Below are 19,298 nucleotides of genomic sequence, written 5' to 3' on the forward strand. Positions count from 1 at the left end.
CCTTGCAGGCACCAATTGCCCGACAGGATGGATTATCGCCGCGGCGCGGGCCCGCTGCCGCCGACTGCCCGGCGTTTTGCCCAGGCCCAAACGAAAACGGAGCCTCGCGGCTCCGTTCTCACTGCAGCAGCGCTTACTGCGCCAGCTTCTTGTAGCGCACCCGGTGCGGCTGGGAGGCCGCGTCGCCGAGGCGCTTCTTGCGGTCGGCTTCGTACTCGGTGTAGTTGCCTTCGAAGAACACCACGCTGCCATCGTCCTCATAGGACAGGATGTGGGTGGCAACGCGGTCGAGGAACCAACGGTCGTGGGAGATCACGATCGCCGCGCCGGGGAAGTCGAGCAGCGCCTCTTCCAGCGAGCGCAGGGTTTCCACGTCGAGGTCGTTGGACGGTTCGTCGAGCAGCAGCACGTTGGCGCCCTGCTTCAGGGTCAGGGCCAGGTGCAGGCGGCCGCGCTCACCACCGGAGAGGTCCTTGACGAACTTCTGCTGGTCGCCGCCCTTGAAGTTGAAGCGGCCGACGTAGCCGCGCGACGGCACCTCGTAGTTGCCGATCTTGATCATGTCGAAGCCGTCGGACACCGCTTCCCACACGGTCTTGCCGCCGTCCAGGTCGTCGCGGCTCTGGTCCACGCAGGCCAGCTGCACGGTGTCGCCGATCTCGATGCTGCCCGAATCCGGGGTTTCCTTGCCCATCAGCATGCGGAACAGGGTCGACTTGCCGGCGCCGTTGCCGCCGATCACCCCGACGATGGCGCCTTTGGGGACGCTGAACGACAGGTCGTCGATCAGCACGCGGTCGCCGTAGCCCTTGCGGACGTTCTTGAACTCGATGACCTTGTCACCCAGGCGCGGGCCGGCCGGGATGTAGATCTCGTTGGTCTCGGCGCGCTTCTGGAATTCCTGCGACTGCATCTCCTCGAAACGTTGCAGGCGGGCCTTGGACTTGGCCTGGCGGGCCTTGGCGCCCTTGCGCACCCACTCCAGCTCGTCCTTCATGGCCTTCTCGTGGGCCGACTGCTGCTTGGACTCCTGGGCCAGGCGCTCGGACTTGGCTTCCAGCCAGCCGGAGTAGTTGCCTTCGTACGGGATGCCGGCACCGCGGTCCAGTTCGAGGATCCAGCCGGCGACGTTGTCGAGGAAGTAGCGGTCGTGGGTGATCGCCACCACGGTACCGGGGAAGTCGTGGAGGAAGTGTTCCAGCCAGGCCACCGAGTCGGCGTCCAGGTGGTTGGTCGGTTCGTCCAGCAGCAGCATGTCGGGGGCCGACAGCAGCAGGCGGCACAGGGCCACGCGGCGCTTCTCGCCACCGGACAGGTGCTCGATCCTGGCCTCCCACGGCGGCAGGCGCAGGGCGTCGGCGGCGACTTCCAGCTGGCGCTCCAGATTGTGGCCGTCGCTGGCCTGGAGAATGGCCTCCAGCTTGGCCTGCTCGGCGGCCAGGGCGTCGAAGTCGGCGTCCGGCTCGGCGTAGGCGGCGTACACCTCGTCGAGGCGGGCCTGGGCCTGCTTGATCTGGCCCACGGCCTCCTCGACGATCTCGCGCACCGTCTTGCTCGGGTCGAGCTGCGGTTCCTGCGGCAGGTAGCCGACGTTGATCCCCGGCATGGCGCGCGCTTCGCCGTCGAACTCGGTGTCGACGCCGGCCATGATGCGCAGCAGGGTCGACTTACCGGCGCCGTTGAGGCCGAGCACGCCGATCTTGGCGCCCGGGAAGAACGACAGGGAGATGTTCTTGAGGATTTCCCGCTTCGGCGGCACGACCTTGCCGAGCCGATGCATGGTGTAGACGTATTGAGCCAAAATGAGGACCTCACTCGAGAATGTGAAAATGACGCGAAGTATATGCCAGCTACCGTTATTAGCTCTATTGGCAGCGTTTGCGCTGGGTGAACCCCGGGCAGCTTGTTAGGCCGCCGGGAATGCGCAAGAGGCGTCCATCGCCCCCAGGGGCCTCGGCCTGAGGCCAGCCGGGAAACAGCAGGCCCCGCGCCATCTACTACCTGCTGCGCGCCAGACGTACCCGCGCCCCGCCGGGATGCCCTCTCGCCCCACGTCCAGCGGACCCTGCAGGAGGTCACTGGGACAGACGAATCGTTCCTGCGCCCCGACCAAGAACGAACACCCGACCGTCGGCAGCGAATGACTGCCCCTGCCGTACGCCCGCGACTTGCCAAGCCCACGACGCAGGCTTTACTTCCTGCGAAGCGCCGGACGCGTGTCCGCCGCTTGCTTGCCGACTCGCGATGCCGTCACGTCGATGGCTCAGCCGTGCGCTTCGGCATGCCATACCGAGAACCCTGCCCGGCTCGCCCAGCAGCGCGTCCGACCGGTCCGCATGTAGAGTCACCATGAGGAGTCACCCATGAAAAGAACCCTTCTCGCCATCCTCGTCTCGGCGGCGGCCCTCTCGGCCCAGGCCTATGACCGCATTCCGCAGGAAAGCGGCTTTTCCGGATTCGCCTTCGCCGGCGCCTCCGCCGGCTCCCGGGAAACCAACATGATCGCCACCGCTGGCGGCACCGAGGTGGCCGACGAGCGCATCGACTCCCTCAGCGACGGCCCGGACAGCAAGGACTACAGCAAGTTGCTGCTGGACTTCGGCCTCAACTACACCTTCGCCGAGAGCCGTACGCAGATCTTCGGCGGCACCGAACTGGAAGACTTCCTGACCCAGGACAGCACCCTCGGTATCGGCGTGCGCCAGGGCATCGGCGGCGCCGGCAACCTGGTCGCCAGCGCCATCGCCTCGACCCCGGTGGAAACCTGGGAAGACCCCTACCTGGTCGGTACCGACCGCCAGGAAACCGATGTCTCGAGCGGCGGCGGGCGCCTGGGCTGGGAACACATCTTCGGCAGCGGCCTGGAAATCACCTACACCGCACGTTCCATCGAGCTGGACGACGAACTGAGCGGAACCGCCCTCGGCCTGTCCGCGGACGAGCAAGACCTGCTCAACCGCGAGGGCGATCTCAACACGCTCAAGGTCGCCTATGTCTGGCAGCCTTCCAGCGACCACCTCATCATTCCCAGCATTTCCGGTGTCGAGCATGACCTGGACGGCGAGGCCATGGCCATGGACGGTTACCAGGCCGAGCTGAACTATGCCTACACCGGCCTGCAGAACTGGGAGTTGGTGGTCAATCTGGTGGCCGGCACGCTGGAAAGCGACGATGAAAATCCCATCTATGCCGAGACCGCCGACGTCGACCGCATGGGCGTGTCGCTGGGGGCCTCCTACAAGGAACCCTTCGGCCTGCAGAACTGGCGCGCCCGCGGCGCCATCAGCTACGGCGAGGAAGACAGCAACATCGACTTCTACGACACCAGCATCGGCAGTGTCAGCCTGGGCATGCTGTACAGCTTCTAAACGCCCTGGGCAGGAACAAACGCCAAGGCCACCTGCGGGTGGCCTTGGCGTTTCAGGTGGGCGCCAGCGACTCACGCAGGACCGCCCCGAAGCGCTGCCGCCGACACGGCCCGGGTGGCAACGACCAGACCGCACAACGAATGGGGGATTGGCCCGCACGGCGGTGACGCCCGCAGGCGCCGGAGCGGGCAAACCCGCGCGACGGACAGTAATGGCACTTTGCCGCCCAGCAAGGCATGCTAGGCGGTTGTGGTTGCCTGGCTTACAGTCCGCAGACAGGCAGTAGTATCAGCAGGATTGTTTGCGTGCCTAAACCGCCCCCCCACCGCTCAAGCCGCTCCCCGGGTGACCCGTTCGCCAGCCCCTCGCGTGGCTCGCTGAAGGGCGCCCTGGCGCTGCTGGTGGCGCTGATGCTGGGCCTGCTGCTGTGGCAGCTGCAGCAGGAATTCCAGCAGCAGGAAGACAGCCTGCGCCAGCGCAGCCTGACGCACAGCACGCAACTGGCCGAGCACCTGGGTCTGGTGATGAAGCTCAAGGCCGAGGCCGGCCAGGCCTTCCTGCAGTTGAACGCGCCGCGGCCGCTGGCCGGCAGCGAGCTGACCAGCCTGCTTGGCAGCCTGCGCGGGCTGTACCCGGCCCTGCACAGCCTGGCCTGGCTCGACGAGTCGGGGCAGATTCAAGGCGACAGCGACCCGTCTGCCGAAGATGCCGAACTGCTCCAGCAACTGAGCCGCGCCCCGCACCAGCCCTACCGATTCGCCTTCGGCCCGCGCGAGCAGGGCCTGCTGTACGTGGTCCTCGGCCGGCCGCAGGGCAATGCCGGCTGGCTCCTGCGCCTGCACCCGGCGGCGCTGCGCAACTGGCTGCCGAGCAGCCGCTCGCCGCAGGCCTGGCTGCTGCAGGACAGCCGCAGCGGCGCGGTGATCCTGCGCCAGCCGCCCGCACCGGCCCTGAGCACCCGCGAGCTGAGCGCGGCCGAACGGCGCCAGAGCATCCTGCAACTGCCGGTGGCGACCAGCGACTGGCAACTGCATGCGCTGTTCGATGCCAACCGGGTGCGCGCCGAACTGCTGCCGCCGCAGGCCGGCAAGCTGCTGCTGTTCATCCTCTGCGCCGCCCTGGCCCTGCTCGCCCTGTTCGGCCTGCTGCGCGAGCAACGCAGCCTGCGCGAATCCCATGCGCTGTCGCGGCGCTCGCTGGACGACGCCATCGCCGCCCTCGGCGTCATCGAGGAGCGGGTGCTGGTGACCCAGGCCGACGGCCTGATCAGCTACCTAAACCCGCGCGCCGAGCAGATGTTCGGCCTGAACAGCAGCGCCGCGCACAAGCTGCACCTGCTCAAGCTGCTGCCGGCCCTCGGCCCCTGGCTGGAAAGCCCGGCCCAGGTCCAGGCGCAGCCGGTGGAAATCCTCCAGGACGGGCACAAGCGCCGGTACGCGGTGACCAGCCATGCCCTGGCCAGCCACAACCACCCGGGCGGCCGGGTCTGGGTGCTGCGCGACATCACCGAGCAGCACAAGGCCATGGAAGTGCTGCAGGACACCCGCCGGCGCTACCAGGACATTTTCGAGGGCAGCGGCGTCGCCCTGTGCGTGATCGACCTGCGCGGGCTGAAGGACTTCCTCGTCGAACAGGGCCTGCGCCACAGCAGCCAGCTGCCGGACTGGCTGCAGCGCAATCCCGAACTGGGCCAGCAGATGCTGCGCCGGGCGCGCCTCACCGAAATGAACCGGGTGGCCATGGACCTGCTCGGCGTCGACACGCCCCAGCAGGCCTGGGAGCACCTGGTCGGCAACCGGCCGCTGCGCCCCGGCGGCTCGCGCTACGCCCTGGTGGCCGCGCTGCTCGACGGCGACCAGACCATGATGATCGAAAGCCGCATGCGCACCCCGCACGGCCACGAACGCTACCTGTGGCTGACCCTGCAGCTGCCCAAGCGCGAGACGGACCTGAACGCGGTGACCCTCAGCGTGCACGACATCACCAGCCGCAAGCGCGTCGAGCTGTCGCTGGTGGAACGCGAGCGCTTCTGGTCCGAGGTGCTGCGCGCGGTGCCGGACACCCTCTACGTGCACGACATGAGCAACCAGCGCGTGCTGTTCAGCAACAACCGCCTGGGCCCGGACCTCGGCTACAGCAAGGACGAGCTGCGCCAGCTGGGCGACAAGCTGTGGGAGAAGATCCTCCACCCCGACGATGTCGAGCTGTACCAGCGCGTGCGCAACCTGCAGAAGGTGGTCGGCAACGGCCTGCTGCTCAACTGCCAGCTGCGCTGGCGCCACCGCGACGGCAGCTGGCACTGGTTCGACGTGCGCGAGCACGCCCTCAGCCGCGACCCCCAGGGCCGGGTCAGCCGCCTGATCGGCGTGGCCAAGGACATCACCCCCGAGATCAACGCCCAGCTCAGCCTGCGCGACAGCGAGCGGCGCTACCGCCTGCTGGCGGAAAGCATCAGCGACGTGATCATTTCCACCGACAGCAGCCTGCAGCTGAACTACGTCAGCCCCTCGGCGCAGAGCTTCTTCGGCTACAGCCCGGAGTGGATCCTGCAGCACGGCCTGCTCGGCACCGTGGCCAGCCCGCGCCAGCTGGCCGACCTGCATGGCCTGCTGGAGCAGGTCAAGCAGTCCCTCGCCGACCAGCAGCGCCTGCACCAGCTGCAGGCGACCCTCGGCGGCAAGACCTTCGTCTTCGACTGCGTGCGCGCCGACGGGCGCAAGATCACCGTGGAAATGCGCGTGATGCTGATGTGGGACGAACAGAGCCACTTCGAAGGCGTGCTCGGCATCGGCCGCGACATCAGCCAGCAGCGCCGCGCCGAGCGCGACCTGCGCATGGCCGCCACGGTGTTCGAGCACTCCACCGCGGCGATCCTGGTCACCGACCCGGCCGGCTACATCGTGCGCACCAACGAGACCTTCCAGCGCATCAGCGGCTACGCCACCCGCGAGGTGCTCGACCAGCTGCCGGGCCTGCTCACCGCCGACCGCCAGCAGGCCGGCCAGCTCAACTACGTGCTCACCCAGCTGAACAAGAGCGGCAGCTGGGAAGGCGAGATCTGGCTCAAGCGCAAGAACCAGGAACAGTACCCGGCCTGGGTCGGCATCACCGCGGTGCATGACGACGAGGGCGACCTGGTCAGCTACGTGTGCTTCTTCAACGACATCAGCGAGCGCAAGGCCAGCGAACAGCGCATCCACCGCCTGGCCTACTACGACGCCCTGACCCTGCTGCCCAACCGCACCCTGTTCCAGGACCGCCTGCACACCGCCCTGCAGCACGCCGAACGGCACGAGGAGTGGGTGGTGCTGATGTTCCTCGACCTCGACCGCTTCAAGCCGATCAACGACTCCCTCGGCCACGCCGCCGGCGACCGCATGCTCAAGGACGTGGCCGTGCGCCTGGCCGCCTGCGTCAACGAGGACGACACCGTGGCGCGCATGGGCGGCGACGAGTTCACCCTGCTCCTGCAGCCGCGCGGCAGCCGCGAAGGCGCGCTGAACCGCGCCATCCACGTGGCTGAGCAGATCCTCGCCAGCCTGGCCCAGCCGTTCGTCCTGCAGGGCCGCGAGTTCTTCGTCACCGCCAGCATCGGCATCGCCCTGGCCCCGCAGGACGGCGACGAGCTGAGCCAGCTGATGAAGAACGCCGACACCGCCATGTACCACGCCAAGGAACGCGGCAAGAACAACTTCCAGTTCTACCAGGCGGACATGAACGCCACCGCCCTGCAGCGCCTGGAGCTGGAGAGCGACCTGCGCCACGCCCTCGAGCAGGACCAGTTCCGCCTCTACTACCAGCCGCAGTTCAGCGGCGACGGCAAGCGCCTGACCGGGGTCGAGGCGCTGCTGCGCTGGCAGCACCCGGTGCGCGGCCTGGTGGCGCCGGGCGAGTTCATCCCGGTGCTGGAAGAGCTCGGCCTGGTGGTGCAGGTCGGCGACTGGGTGATCGAGGAGGCCTGCCGCCAGCTCAAGGCCTGGCACGGCGCCAAGGTGCGGGTGCCGAAGATCTCGGTCAACCTGTCCGCCCGCCAGTTCGCCGACGGCCAGCTGGGCACGCGCATCGCGCGCATGCTGGCCGACAGCGGCGTGCCGCCGGCCTGCCTGGAGCTGGAGCTGACCGAGAGCATCCTGATGCGCGACGTCGACGAAACCCTGCAGATCCTCGTCAGCCTGAAGAAGCTCGGCCTGTGCATCGCGGTGGACGACTTCGGCACCGGCTACTCCTCGCTGAACTACCTCAAGCAGTTCCCCATCGACGTGCTGAAGATCGACCGCAGCTTCGTCGACGGCCTGCCCGAGGGCGAGCGCGACGGCCAGATCGCCCGCGCCATCATCGCCATGGCCCACAGCCTGGGCCTGGCGGTGATCGCCGAAGGCGTGGAAAGCCAGGCCCAGCTCGACTTCCTGCGCGAGCACGGCTGCGACGAGGTGCAGGGCTACCTGTTCGGCAAACCCATGCCGGCCACCCAGTTCGCCGCCCAGTTCAGCGGCGCCGCGCTGTTCGTCCTCAACTAGGCGGCGAGGCCGCCACGGCGGGGCCGGCGAGCCCGGGTGAGCGCCACTTGTCCGCCACATGACTGGCTTTCATATGCCAGTACCCGGCGTATGGGTTAGAATGCGCGCCTTTTTCCCGCACCGCTCCGTAGAGGACTGCCATGTTCAGCCGTGATTTGACCCTCGCCCGTTACGACGCCGACCTGTTTGCCGCGATGGAGCAAGAAGCCCAGCGCCAGGAAGAGCACATCGAGCTGATCGCTTCGGAGAACTACACCAGCCCGGCGGTCATGGAAGCCCAGGGCTCGGTCCTGACCAACAAGTACGCCGAAGGCTACCCGGGCAAGCGCTACTACGGTGGCTGCGAGTACGTCGACATCGTCGAGCAGCTGGCCATCGACCGCGCCAAGCAGCTGTTCGGCGCCGACTACGCCAACGTCCAGCCGCACGCCGGTTCCCAGGCCAACGCCGCGGTGTTCCAGGCCCTGGTCAAGCCGGGCGACACCGTGCTGGGCATGAGCCTGGCCCACGGCGGCCACCTGACCCACGGCGCCAGCGTCAACTTCTCCGGCAAGATGTACAACGCCGTGCAGTACGGCATCACCGATGCCGGCCTGATCGACTACGACGAAGTCGAGCGCCTGGCCGTCGAGCACAAGCCGAAGATGATCATCGCCGGCTTCAGCGCCTACTCCCAGGTGCTGGACTTCCCGCGTTTCCGCGCCATCGCCGACAAGGTCGGTGCCTACCTGTTCGTCGACATGGCCCACGTGGCCGGCCTGGTCGCCGCCGGCGTGTACCCGAACCCGGTGCCGTTCGCCGACGTGGTCACCACCACCACCCACAAGACCCTGCGCGGTCCGCGTGGCGGCCTGATCCTGGCCAAGGCCAACGAAGAGATCGAGAAGAAGCTCAACTCCGCCGTATTCCCGGGCGGCCAGGGTGGCCCGCTGGAGCACGTCATCGCCGCCAAGGCGGTGTGCTTCAAGGAAGCCCTGCAGCCCGAGTTCAAGACCTACCAGCAGCAGGTGGTGAAGAACGCCCAGGCGATGGCCGCGGTGTTCATCGAGCGCGGTTTCGACGTGGTCTCCGGCGGCACGCAGAACCACCTGTTCCTGCTCTCGCTGATCAAGCAGGACATCACCGGTAAGGACGCCGACGCCGCCCTGGGTCGTGCCTTCATCACCGTGAACAAGAACAGCGTGCCGAACGACCCGCGTTCGCCGTTCGTCACCTCCGGTCTGCGCATCGGCACCCCGGCCGTCACCACCCGCGGCTTCGGCGAAGCCGAGTGCAAGGAACTGGCTGGCTGGATCTGCGACATCCTGCAGAACATGGGCGACGAGTCCGTGGTCGACGCGGTACGCGAGAAGGTCAAGGCCGTCTGCGCCAAGCTGCCGGTATACGGCAACTAAGCGTCGACGCCCGCGCGGCACGAAAAACCCGGCTCAGGCCGGGTTTTTTATGCCCGGCGTTTGCCGTAGGGTGCGCCATGCCCCCTCGGAGAAGATCGCCATGAGCACGGATCAGCCGCCCAAGCCCGCACGCCGCCACCTCGAGCGCCCGAGCAAGGAGCTGATCAGGCTGCTGCCGCCGTTCGATGCCCTGCCGCTGCAGCGCATCCACGTCCTGCGCACGCCAGCCGACTACGCATTCGCCCTGGAGCAGCTGCGCCAGGAGCCGTTCATCGGCTTCGATACCGAATCCAAGCCCTGCTTCACCAGCGATGCGCCGCGTACCGGCCCGCATGTCCTGCAGTTCGCCAGCCGCGAGCGGGCGTTCATCGTGCAACTGAACGGCGAGCCACCGCGCGACTTCCTGCGCGAGGTGATCGAGTCCCGGCACATGGTCAAGGTCGGTTTCGGCCTCAGCTCCGACCGCGGCCCGCTGCAGCGCAAACTGGGCCTGAAACTCGGCGCCTCGGTCGATCTGGCGAACGCCATGCGCAAGCTCGGCTACAAGCAGGCGGTCGGCGTGCGCACCGCGGTGGCCATCGCCCTGGGCCGGCGACTGCGCAAGTCCAAGGCGGCCACCACCTCCAACTGGGCAGCCACGCACCTGTCGGAAAACCAGGTGCAGTATGCCGGGGAGGACGCCTTCGCCGCGCTGGCGGTGTTCTATGCGCTGGGCATGGCCGACAACCCGCCGAGTTAGCCGGGGATCTCGCCCCCGGTGGCACCCGCTGGTGCGCGCATAACGGCGCAGCCGGCCAAGGCCAGGCAGCCACACCGCTCGTCGGTTAGCGCATGCCGTGCTTCTTCGATGCAGGCATTCTTTTGTGAAGTGCATCACCTTATGCAGCGCAGTAGAACAGCCGGCCCGCAATGTCGCCGGTAGAGAAGCGGTATTCCAGCCGCCCGTGGGTTTCAGCAGTCCAGCCTTTCCTCCCTGCCCTTGACGCTCAACGCAGCCGGTCACGGCGCGCCTTTGCCGGCGCACTGCGACATCGCCTGCCGAGCCGCACACGCCATGCACGACCGTAGCGGGTCCAGGCGCCGCTCAAGACAGCTGGCAAAGGGGACATGATGATCTACGATGCGAAGGATTTCGGGGCCACAGGCAATGGCCTGAGCGAGGAAAACGACAGCAGCCACGCCGAGCAGATCGACGGCATGCTCAGCGACAGCCTGGCTTCCAGCGAGCCCAGCGGCCAGTTGCTGGTGCAACTGGAGGGCAGTGGCGGCAATGACCTGCTGCTCGGCAGCGCGGCCGACGAGCTGCTGCTCGGCCTGGCCGGCGACGACAGCCTCAGCGGCGGCGCCGGCAACGACATCCTGGTGGGCGGCGCCGGCCGCGACAAACTCAGCGGCGGTGACGGCGCGGACACCTTCCGCTTCGCCGAGCTGCGCGACAGCTACCGCACCAGCAGCACCCGCTACAACGACACCATCCTCGACTTCGACGGCACCCAGGACCGCATCGACCTGTACGGCCTCGGCTTCAGCGCCCTGGGCAATGGCTACAACGGCACCCTGCTGCTCAGCTACAGCAGCGCCAGCGACCGCACCTACCTGCAGTCCCTCGAACCCGACGGCAACGGCAATCGCTTCGAGCTGGCCATCCAGGGCAACCAGCTGGGCCTGCTGAATGCCGGCAACGTGCTCTTCAACGCCAATCCCGACAGCAACGGCGCACCGCTGCTGAACGAACCGCTGGCGGACCAGTACGCCAGCGAAAACAGCGCCTTCAGCTACAGCTTTGCCGCCGCCAGCTTCACCGACCCGGACGCCGACAGCCTGAGCTACAGCGCCAGCCTGAGCGACGGCACGGCGCTGCCGGCCTGGCTGGCGTTCAACGCCGCCAGCCGCACCTTCAGCGGCATGCCGGGGCTGGAGGCGGCCGGGCTCTACGCGATCAAGGTCAGCGCCAGCGACGGCCGCGGCGGCCTGGTCAGCGACATCTTCCAGCTCAGCGTGAGCGATGCCCCGGCCGGCGCCTCGACCCTCTCGGGCAGCGCCGGCAATGACAGCCTGACCGGCACTGCGGCCGACGAAACGCTGCGCGGCCTGGGCGGCGACGATACGCTCGATGGCGGCGCCGGCAACGACCTGCTGGAGGGCGGCGCCGGGCGCGACAGCCTCAGCGGCGGCGACGGTGCCGACACCTTCCGCTTCGCCGCGCTGACCGACAGCTACCGCACCAGCACCACCCTCTACAGCGACACCATCCGCGACTTCGATGGCAGCCAGGACCGCATCGACCTCTCCGGCCTCGGTTTCAGCGGCCTGGGCAGCGGCTACAACGGCACCCTGCTGCTCAGCTACAGCAGCGCCAGCGACCGCACCTACCTGAAGTCCTACCAGTCCGATGCCAGCGGCAACTTCTTCGAGCTGGGCATGCGCGGCAACCAGCTGGCGGTCCTCAACCCCGGCAACCTGTTCTTCGACGCCCCGCCGCCACCGCCACCACCGGTGGTCCTCGACCTCATCGGCACCGCCGGCAACGACAGCCTGAGCGGCAGCGCCGCCGACGAGGTGCTGCTGGGCGATGCCGGCGCCGACAAGCTCGATGGTGGCGGCGGCAACGACCTGCTCGACGGCGGCGCCGGCAAGGACACGCTGACGGGCGGCAGCGGCAGCGACATCTTCCGTTTCACCAGCCTGCTCGACAGCTACCGCAACTACGGCCCCGCCGACATCGGCGCGGCCGACACCATCAGCGACTTCAGCGTCGGCACGGACAAGATCGACCTCTCGGCCCTGGGCATCACCGGGCTGGGCAACGGCTACGACCACAGCCTGTACATGACCCTCAACGACACCGGCAGCAAGACCTCGCTGAAGTCCCGCGAGCCGGACGCCGACGGCAACACCTTCGAGGTCGCGCTGAGCGGCAACCACCTGAACAGCCTGAGCGCAGCTGACTTCATCTTCGCCGCGCCGACGCCGCAGAACACCCTGTTCGTCCCCACGCTGGGCCAGTCCAATGCGCGGATACTGCGCATGTTCTCCGGCGACGAGGAGTCGGGGATCACGGAAATGCTGCGCCAGCTGCAGCACTACACCGACTTCGACAAGGTGGAAAGCCTGTTCTTCGACGCCAACGGCGAGCCGGTGGACCTCGCCGTCGGCGGCAGCACCGTCACCGGCCGCTCGACGGCCACCGATGCGGAGAAGGCCAAGGCCTGGTGGTACAGCGACACCGACCAGCCCGGCGAGGCGCTGCTGCAGGCCGTCGGCAACCTGCGCAGCCAGCTGGCGACGCTGCAGGCCAAGGGCAGCGTGACCCTGGCCCTGGTCTGGGGCCAGGGCGAGGACAACGCCATGGCCTACGCCAGCGCCACGGACAAGCAGGCCGAGATCGACCTGTACACCAGCAATACGCTGAAAGTCTTCGACTACCTCAAGGCCCAGCTGGGCACCCCGGACGCGACCTTCTACCTGATGCTGACCGGCCACTACCAGCAGGAGGCCGCCGCCCTGCGCGGCCTGAGCGCGAGCGAGATCACCGCGATAGTCGCCGGCACCGAAGCCATCCGCCAGGCCCAGCAGGCGATGGCCGCCAGCCGCGACGACGTGAAAATCGCCGTGGACTACGGCGACCTGCCGCTGCGCTACGCCGTCGACCCGCTGACCTACTACGACGACGTCTGGCACCTGCACGGCGACGCCAGCGAGATCATCGGCCAGCGCCTGGCCGACTTCATCGCCGGCGACCTCGGCTACCAGGGCGATGCCGGCGACAACGACGACCCCGGCGCGATCTCCCGGTACCCCGCCAACCGCATCCTGGGCGGCGCCGGCGACGACCTGCTGCTCGGCAGCGCCGGCGGCGACACCCTCGATGGCGGCGCGGGCGACGACCACATGGCGGGCGGCGCCGGCAGCGACGTCTATATCGTCGACAGCACCGGCGATAGCGTGAGCGAAACCGACCTCAGTACCGACAGCGAGGAATACGACACGGTCGAATCGTCGGTGGACTGGACCCTCGGCGACAACCTGGAGCACCTCAGCCTGGTCGGCACGCAAGCGCGCCACGGCACCGGCAACGGCCTGAACAACATCATCGGCGGCAATGCCGCGGACAATCTGCTGGATGGCGGCGCCGGCGCGGATGTCCTGCTCGGCGGCGCCGGCGCCGATAGCTATATCGTCGACGATGGCGGCGACCGGGTCGTGGAAGGCGCCGACGCCGGCATCGACCGGGTCCTCAGCAGCCTGGCCGACTACCTGCTGCCCAACAACATTGAAATCCTCGTGCTGACCGCGCCGGGCAACGCCAATGGCACGGGCAATGCCCTGGACAACCTCCTGTTCGCCGGCGCCGGGGATAACGTGCTCAACGGCGGGCTCGGCAACGACACCCTGTCCTATGCCCAGGCCGGGGCCGGCGTGGTCGTGCGCCTGTCCACCTCCCAGGCCCAGGCGACAGGCGGCTCGGGCGTCGACACCCTGCGCAACCTGGAAAACCTGATCGGCAGCGACTACGCCGACACCCTGGGCGGCCACAGCACCGACAACAGCCTGCAGGGCCTGGCCGGCAACGATGTGCTGAATGGCGGCGATGGCAACGACGTGCTCGACGGCGGTGCCGGCGCCGACTCCCTGAACGGCGGTAGCGGCGCCGACCGCTATGTGTTCGGCACACTGGAAGAGCTGGGCCTGGGCGAGCTGGCCGATCTGATCTACGGTTTCAACGCCGGCGAGGGCGACCGCATCGACCTGTCTGCCCTGGATGGCAACCCGCTGACCGCCGCCCGCGAGGCCTTCAGCTACCTGGACGGCGCGGCCTTCAGCGACAGCGATGCCAGCGGCCAGCTGCGCTTCGCCGACGGCGTGCTGTACGGCAGCAGCAATGCCGACAGCGCGGCAGAGTTCATGATCAAGCTGCTCGGGGTGACGGACCTCTCGGCAAACGACCTGCTGGTCTGAGCGGCCGCGCCCCTCAGGCCTGCAGCGCGGCGAAGCCCGCGCGGATGTCGTCCTCCGGCAGGTTGTCGCCGATGAACACGATCACGCTCTCGCGCGTCTCGCCCACCGGCCACGGGCTGTCGAAATCGAAGCCGTACAGGCGCAGCACGCCCTGGAACACCATGCGCCGCTCCTCGCCGGCGATGCTCAGCACGCCCTTGTAGCGCAGCAGCGCGTTGCCGTGCTGCTCCAGCAGGTTTTCCATGAAGGCGCTGAGCTTATCCAGATCCAGCGCCCGCTCGCTTTTAAGCACCAGGGTGGCGATGCGGTCCGGCGTGGCCGCGGCGGGCAGCAGCGGGCGCAGGGTCGGCACCGGGGCGATATCGGCATTCAGGTTGAAGCCGCGGATATCCAGCAGCTCGGCCAGGTCGATGCGACCGTGCTCGACCACGCGCAGCGGTGCGCGGCGGTTGATCCGCTGCAGGCGCAGGCTCAGCGCTTCGATGTGGGCGGCGTCGACCAGGTCGGTCTTGCTCAGCAGGATGCGGTCGGCGAAGCCGACCTGGGCCTGGGCGATGGTCTCGGTCAGGTGGCGCTCGGCATTGGCTGCGTCCACTAGGGTGAGGATGCCGTCCAGCACATAGCGTTCGCACAGTTCGGCGTCGGCGAAGAAGGTCTGCGCCACCGGCGCCGGGTCGGCCAGGCCGGTGCACTCGATCACCAGGCGGTCGAAGGCCAGCTCGCCGGCATCCAGCTTGTCCAGCAGCAGGTAAAGGGCCTTTTCCAGCTCGACATGGATCGAGCAGCAGACGCAGCCATTGGCCAGGGTCATGACCTCCACCGGCGCGCCGCCGAGCAGCTGGCCGTCGATCGGCGTGTCGCTGTACTCGTTCTCGATCACCGCCAGTTTCAGGCCGTGCTCGGCCTGCAGCAGGTGCTTGAGCAGGGTGGTCTTGCCGGCACCGAGAAAGCCGCTGAGCACGGTGACGGGGATGGGTTCATGGGCCATGAAGTCGTCCTGCGTAGGGTGGTTCGGGGCGCGCAGCTCGCGCCTTAGCGAGCCACCGAGCGGTTAGCGGTAGATGAGCAAGGTCTCATCCACCCGAGAAAGAAACACGCCACGGCTAGCGTGGCGTGCGGGTATTGCATGCAAGGCTATCAGCAACAACGTACCGGGCGGCCCTTGCCCCCGCCATAACGGGCTTCCTGGCGCTCGCGGAAGAACGCCTCGTAGCTCATCACCGGCTGGTCCGGGTGCTGGGTCTGCATATGTTCGACATAGGTGTCGTAGTCGGGCATGCCCACCAGCATGCGCGCGGCCTGCCCGAGGTACTTGCCCATGCGGCTGAGATCATTGAACACCGTGCATTCCTCCCGCTGGCAGCGGGCCGGCCAGGCCGGCCCGCCGCTAGTCACTCAGACGTCCGGCATGGCCTTGAACGCGGTTTCCTTGTCGCTGCGGTCCGGACGAATCCAGGCCGCGCGGCCAACCTTCAGCGCGTAGAACAGCACGCTGAACACCACCACCAAAAACAGCACGCTGAGCCCGGCGTTGGTGTAGGCGTTCATGATCACGTTCTGCATCTGCGCCAGGTCCTTGGCCGGGGCCAGCACCTGGCCGGTGGCCAGGGCCGCCTCGTACTTGTTGGCCAGGGCGAGGAAGCCGACCGCCGGGTTGGCATCGAACAGCTTGATCAGGCTCGCCGTGGTGGTGCAGATCAGCAGCCAGGCCGCCGGCAGCAGGGTGACCCAGACGTACTGCTGGCGCTTCATCTTGATCAGCACCACGCTGCACAGCATCAGGGCGATGCCGGCCAGCATCTGGTTGGAGATGCCGAACAGCGGCCACAGGGTATTGATGCCGCCCAGCGGATCGATCACGCCCTGGTACAGCAGGTAGCCCCACAGCGCCACGCAGCCGGCGGTGGCCAGCACGTTGGCGCCCCACGACTCGGTGCGTTTGAGCGCCGGGACGAAGGTGCCGAGCAGGTCCTGCAGCATGAAGCGCCCGGCACGGGTGCCGGCGTCCACCGCGGTGAGGATGAACAGCGCTTCGAACAGGATGGCGAAGTGGTACCAGAAGGCCATGGTGTTCTCGCCCGGCAGCACCTGGTGGAGGATCTGCGCGATGCCCACGGCCAGGGTCGGCGCCCCGCCGGCACGGGCCAGGATGGTGGTCTCGCCGATATCGCGGGCCACTGCTTCCAAGGCTTCCGGGGTGATGGCGAAGCCCCAGCTGCTGACCGCGGCGGCCACGCTGACGACATCGCTGCCGACGATCGCCGGCGGGCTGTTCATGGCGAAGTACACGCCCGGTTCGATGATCGAGGCGGCGACCATGGCCATGATCGCCACCATCGACTCCATCAGCATGCCGCCGTAGCCGATGTAGCGCGCGTGGGATTCATTGGCCAGCAGCTTGGGCGTGGTGCCCGAGCTGATCAGGGCATGGAAGCCGGAAACCGCGCCACAGGCAATGGTGATGAACAGAAAGGGGAACAGCGCGCCTTTCCACACCGGTCCGGTGCCATCGGTGAACTGGGTCAGCGCCGGCATTTTCAGGTCGGGGGCGAGGATCAGGATGCCGATGGCCAGGGCGACGATGGTGCCGATCTTGAGGAAGGTCGACAGGTAGTCGCGCGGGGCGAGGATCAGCCACACCGGCAGCACTGCGGCGACGAAGCCGTAGCCGACCAGCATCATGGTGATCTGCTCACCGGTGAAGGTGAACGCCGCCGCCCAGTACGGGTCCTGGGAAATCACCCCGCCCAGCCAGATCGAGGCCAGCAGCAGCACCACGCCGATCAGCGAGATCTCGCCGATCCGCCCGGGGCGCAGGTAGCGCATGTAGATGCCCATGAACATGGCAATGGGGATGGTCGCGATCACCGTGAACATGCCCCAGGGGCTGTGCGCCAGGGCCTTGACCACGATCAGCGAGAGCACCGCGAGGATGATGATCATGATCAGGAAGCAGCCGAACAGGGCGATGGTGCCCGGGATGCGGCCCATCTCCTCGCGCACCATGTCGCCCAGCGAGCGGGCGTTGCGGCGGGTGGAGAGGAACAGCACCATGAAGTCCTGCACCGCGCCGGCCAGCACCACCCCGGCGATCAGCCACAGGGTGCCGGGCAGGTAGCCCATCTGCGCGGCGAGCACCGGGCCGACCAGCGGGCCGGCGCCGGCGATGGCGGCGAAGTGGTGGCCGAACAGCACGTGCTTGTTGGTCGGCACGAAGTCCAGACCGTCGTTGTTGAGCACCGCCGGGGTGGCCCGATGCGGGTCCAGCTGCATCACCTTGGTGGCGATGAACAGGCTGTAGTAACGATAAGCGACCAGATAGAGGGCCACCGCGGCCACCACTATCCACAAGGCGTTGATGGCTTCGCCGCGGCGCAAGGCGACGACGCCCAGGGCGAGCGCGCCCAGCAGCGCCAAGGCAAACCAGCCGATCTGACTGACCAAACGAGGCATTTAAGTTCTCCTGCCGTCGGGCCAGGTCGGCCTACGGCGCTATTGTTATTGGAGTGTCGCGCTCCGCAGACGGAGCCTTGCTACTATCCGCGCAACGCCCCGCCACCGGTATTCGCAGAGCTACTCAGGGCCACTACGTAGAACTACGTAGCCGCACCAACGGCCAGTTGCAACTGGCGCTGCCATCCATCCCTCTGGCACCGTTTTCCCGAGGAGCCCCTATGCAACTCAAGCACAAGATCGTCGCCCTCGGTATCCTGCCGATGCTACTGGCCGTGGCGGTCATCTGCGCACTGGTCATCGTGCAGAACCAGAGGCTGGGCGAGCAGCAGGCGCAACTGATCGAAAGCGCCATCCTCTCCAGCAAGCGGGCCGAGCTGAAGAATTACGTGGCCATGGCGCTGAGCGTCATCGCCCCGCTGCATGCCGGCGGCCATGGCGATGTCCGGGCGCAGCAGCAGGCCCTGGAGACGCTGGCCAAGATCGACTTCGGCCAGGACGGCTACTTCTTCGTCTACGACGCCAAGGGGCGCAACCTGATGCACCCGCGGCAGGCCGAACTGGTGGGCAAGGACCTGTGGAGCATGACCGACGCCCGCGGCCTGCCCGCCGTGCAGGCGCTGCTGAACAGCGCCACCAGCGGAGACGGCTTCCAGCGCTATACCTGGCGCAAGCCCTCCAGCGGTCAGGAGACCGACAAACTGGCTTACGTGGTGATGCTGGAGGGCTGGGGTTGGATGCTCGGCACCGGCATCTACCTGGAAGATGTCGAGCAGGCGACCCGCCAGGTGCGCGCAGAGGTCGAGGGCGGCATCCTCACCACCATGATCGCCATCGCCAGCGTGGCGCTGATCGCGGTCCTGCTGGTGTTCGCCGGCGGCCTGACCCTGAGCATCGAGGAACACCGACTGGCCGACAGCAGGTTGCAGGCACTCAACCAGCGCATCATCCACCTGCAGGAGGAGGAACGCTTGCGGGTGTCGCGCGAGCTGCATGACGGCATCAGCCAGCTGCTGGCGTCGATCAAGTTCCAGTTCGAACTGGCCGGTCACCAGCTGGAAGCCGGCGCCAGCGGCGGCCTCGACAGCCTGCACCAGGCCACCGGGCGCCTGGGCGATGCCATCGGCGAGATCCGGCGCATCTCCCACGACCTGCGCCCCTCGCTGCTCGACACCCTTGGCCTGGCGGCCGCCATCGGCCAGCTGGCCACGGAGTTCGAGCAGCGCTGCGGCCTGGCGGTGATCTACCGCAACCGGCTGGGCGACGCCCCGCTGCCCAACGCCACCGCGGTAGCGCTGTTTCGCATCGTGCAGGAGGCGCTGACCAATATCGAACGGCATGCCCGGGCCAGCACCGTGCATATCGACCTCGACACCGACGCGCTGGGCGTGCAACTGCAAGTGCGCGACGACGGCGTTGGCTTCAACCCGCGCAAGATCGAGCAGATGCCTGGCGGCATCGGCCTGCGCAACATCCGCGAGCGGGTCGAGCACCTCGGCGGCCAGTTCAGCCTTTCGTCCAACACTGGGCAGACCGGGATGCGTGTAGTATTGCCCGTCCCGACCGGCCGTACCGCCGAACTGTCGCTCCCGACCTAAGGGCCGCCC

Annotated in this window: 10 protein-coding genes; 6 read left to right on the plus strand and 4 right to left on the minus strand. The window is 67.7% G+C overall.

Going from position 1 to position 19,298, the window contains the following annotated elements; all coding sequences use genetic code 11:
• Positions 1-133: 133 nt before the first annotated feature.
• The gene (gene ettA, locus F3I62_RS06800) at positions 134-1,801 is read right to left on the minus strand and encodes an energy-dependent translational throttle protein EttA (RefSeq protein ID WP_160488889.1); all 1,668 of its coding nucleotides are present in this window, start codon (positions 1,799-1,801) and stop codon (positions 134-136) included.
• A 562-nt stretch (positions 1,802-2,363) separates the two neighbouring features.
• Here ettA and F3I62_RS06805 point away from each other — a divergent pair.
• The 5 genes from F3I62_RS06805 to F3I62_RS20135 all read left to right on the plus strand — a co-directional run bounded on the left by F3I62_RS06805 (position 2,364) and on the right by F3I62_RS20135 (position 14,238).
• Positions 2,364-3,368 (plus strand): DUF2860 family protein, encoded by a 1,005-nt coding sequence (locus F3I62_RS06805; RefSeq protein ID WP_160488890.1) that lies wholly within the window; start codon positions 2,364-2,366, stop codon positions 3,366-3,368.
• Between the two features lie 410 nt (positions 3,369-3,778).
• The gene (locus F3I62_RS06810; protein WP_218572779.1) at positions 3,779-7,885 is read left to right on the plus strand and encodes an EAL domain-containing protein; all 4,107 of its coding nucleotides are present in this window, start codon (positions 3,779-3,781) and stop codon (positions 7,883-7,885) included.
• Positions 7,886-8,025: 140 nt separating this feature from the next.
• Entirely contained in the window at positions 8,026-9,279 is a 1,254-nt protein-coding gene (gene glyA, locus F3I62_RS06815) for a serine hydroxymethyltransferase (protein ID WP_160488892.1), read from the plus strand.
• A 100-nt stretch (positions 9,280-9,379) separates the two neighbouring features.
• Positions 9,380-10,018, plus strand: coding sequence for a 3'-5' exonuclease (locus F3I62_RS06820; protein ID WP_160488893.1), 639 nt, complete (start codon positions 9,380-9,382; stop codon positions 10,016-10,018).
• 368 nt (positions 10,019-10,386) lie between these two features.
• Positions 10,387-14,238, plus strand: a complete 3,852-nt coding sequence (locus F3I62_RS20135; protein ID WP_178122494.1) for a M10 family metallopeptidase C-terminal domain-containing protein — start codon at positions 10,387-10,389, stop codon at positions 14,236-14,238.
• Between the two features lie 13 nt (positions 14,239-14,251).
• On the opposite strand, the gene yjiA is transcribed toward F3I62_RS20135, so the two are convergent.
• From yjiA to F3I62_RS06860, 3 genes are all read right to left on the minus strand, one after another.
• Positions 14,252-15,226: a GTPase gene (gene yjiA / locus F3I62_RS06850; RefSeq protein WP_160488894.1), complete on the minus strand. Its 975-nt coding sequence runs from the start codon at positions 15,224-15,226 to the stop codon at positions 14,252-14,254.
• Between the two features lie 149 nt (positions 15,227-15,375).
• On the minus strand, positions 15,376-15,579 hold the full coding sequence (locus F3I62_RS06855; protein ID WP_160488895.1) for a YbdD/YjiX family protein: 204 nt from the start codon (positions 15,577-15,579) through the stop codon (positions 15,376-15,378).
• A 54-nt stretch (positions 15,580-15,633) separates the two neighbouring features.
• The gene (locus tag F3I62_RS06860; RefSeq protein ID WP_160488896.1) at positions 15,634-17,691 is read right to left on the minus strand and encodes a carbon starvation CstA family protein; all 2,058 of its coding nucleotides are present in this window, start codon (positions 17,689-17,691) and stop codon (positions 15,634-15,636) included.
• Positions 17,692-17,912: 221 nt separating this feature from the next.
• On the opposite strand from F3I62_RS06860, the gene F3I62_RS06865 reads away from it, so the two are divergent.
• On the plus strand, positions 17,913-19,289 hold the full coding sequence (locus tag F3I62_RS06865; RefSeq protein WP_160488897.1) for a cache domain-containing protein: 1,377 nt from the start codon (positions 17,913-17,915) through the stop codon (positions 19,287-19,289).
• Positions 19,290-19,298: the final 9 nt, after the last annotated feature.

It is taken from the genome of Pseudomonas sp. R-28-1W-6 (assembly GCF_009799925.1).
Lineage (GTDB): Bacteria > Pseudomonadota > Gammaproteobacteria > Pseudomonadales > Pseudomonadaceae > Aquipseudomonas.

What these genes read in the sequence shown, in the direction of transcription:
- glyA (WP_160488892.1), top strand. Translation starts at nt 8,026, where the DNA reads ATGTTCAGCCGTGATTTGACCCTCGCCCGTTACGACGCCGACCTGTTT.
- F3I62_RS06805 (WP_160488890.1), top strand. Translation starts at nt 2,364, where the DNA reads ATGAAAAGAACCCTTCTCGCCATCCTCGTCTCGGCGGCGGCCCTCTCG.
- F3I62_RS06860 (WP_160488896.1), bottom strand. Translation starts at nt 17,691, where the DNA reads ATGCCTCGTTTGGTCAGTCAGATCGGCTGGTTTGCCTTGGCGCTGCTG.
- F3I62_RS06810 (WP_218572779.1), top strand. Translation starts at nt 3,779, where the DNA reads ATGCTGGGCCTGCTGCTGTGGCAGCTGCAGCAGGAATTCCAGCAGCAG.
- F3I62_RS20135 (WP_178122494.1), top strand. Translation starts at nt 10,387, where the DNA reads ATGATGATCTACGATGCGAAGGATTTCGGGGCCACAGGCAATGGCCTG.
- F3I62_RS06865 (WP_160488897.1), top strand. Translation starts at nt 17,913, where the DNA reads ATGCAACTCAAGCACAAGATCGTCGCCCTCGGTATCCTGCCGATGCTA.
- yjiA (WP_160488894.1), bottom strand. Translation starts at nt 15,226, where the DNA reads ATGGCCCATGAACCCATCCCCGTCACCGTGCTCAGCGGCTTTCTCGGT.
- F3I62_RS06820 (WP_160488893.1), top strand. Translation starts at nt 9,380, where the DNA reads ATGAGCACGGATCAGCCGCCCAAGCCCGCACGCCGCCACCTCGAGCGC.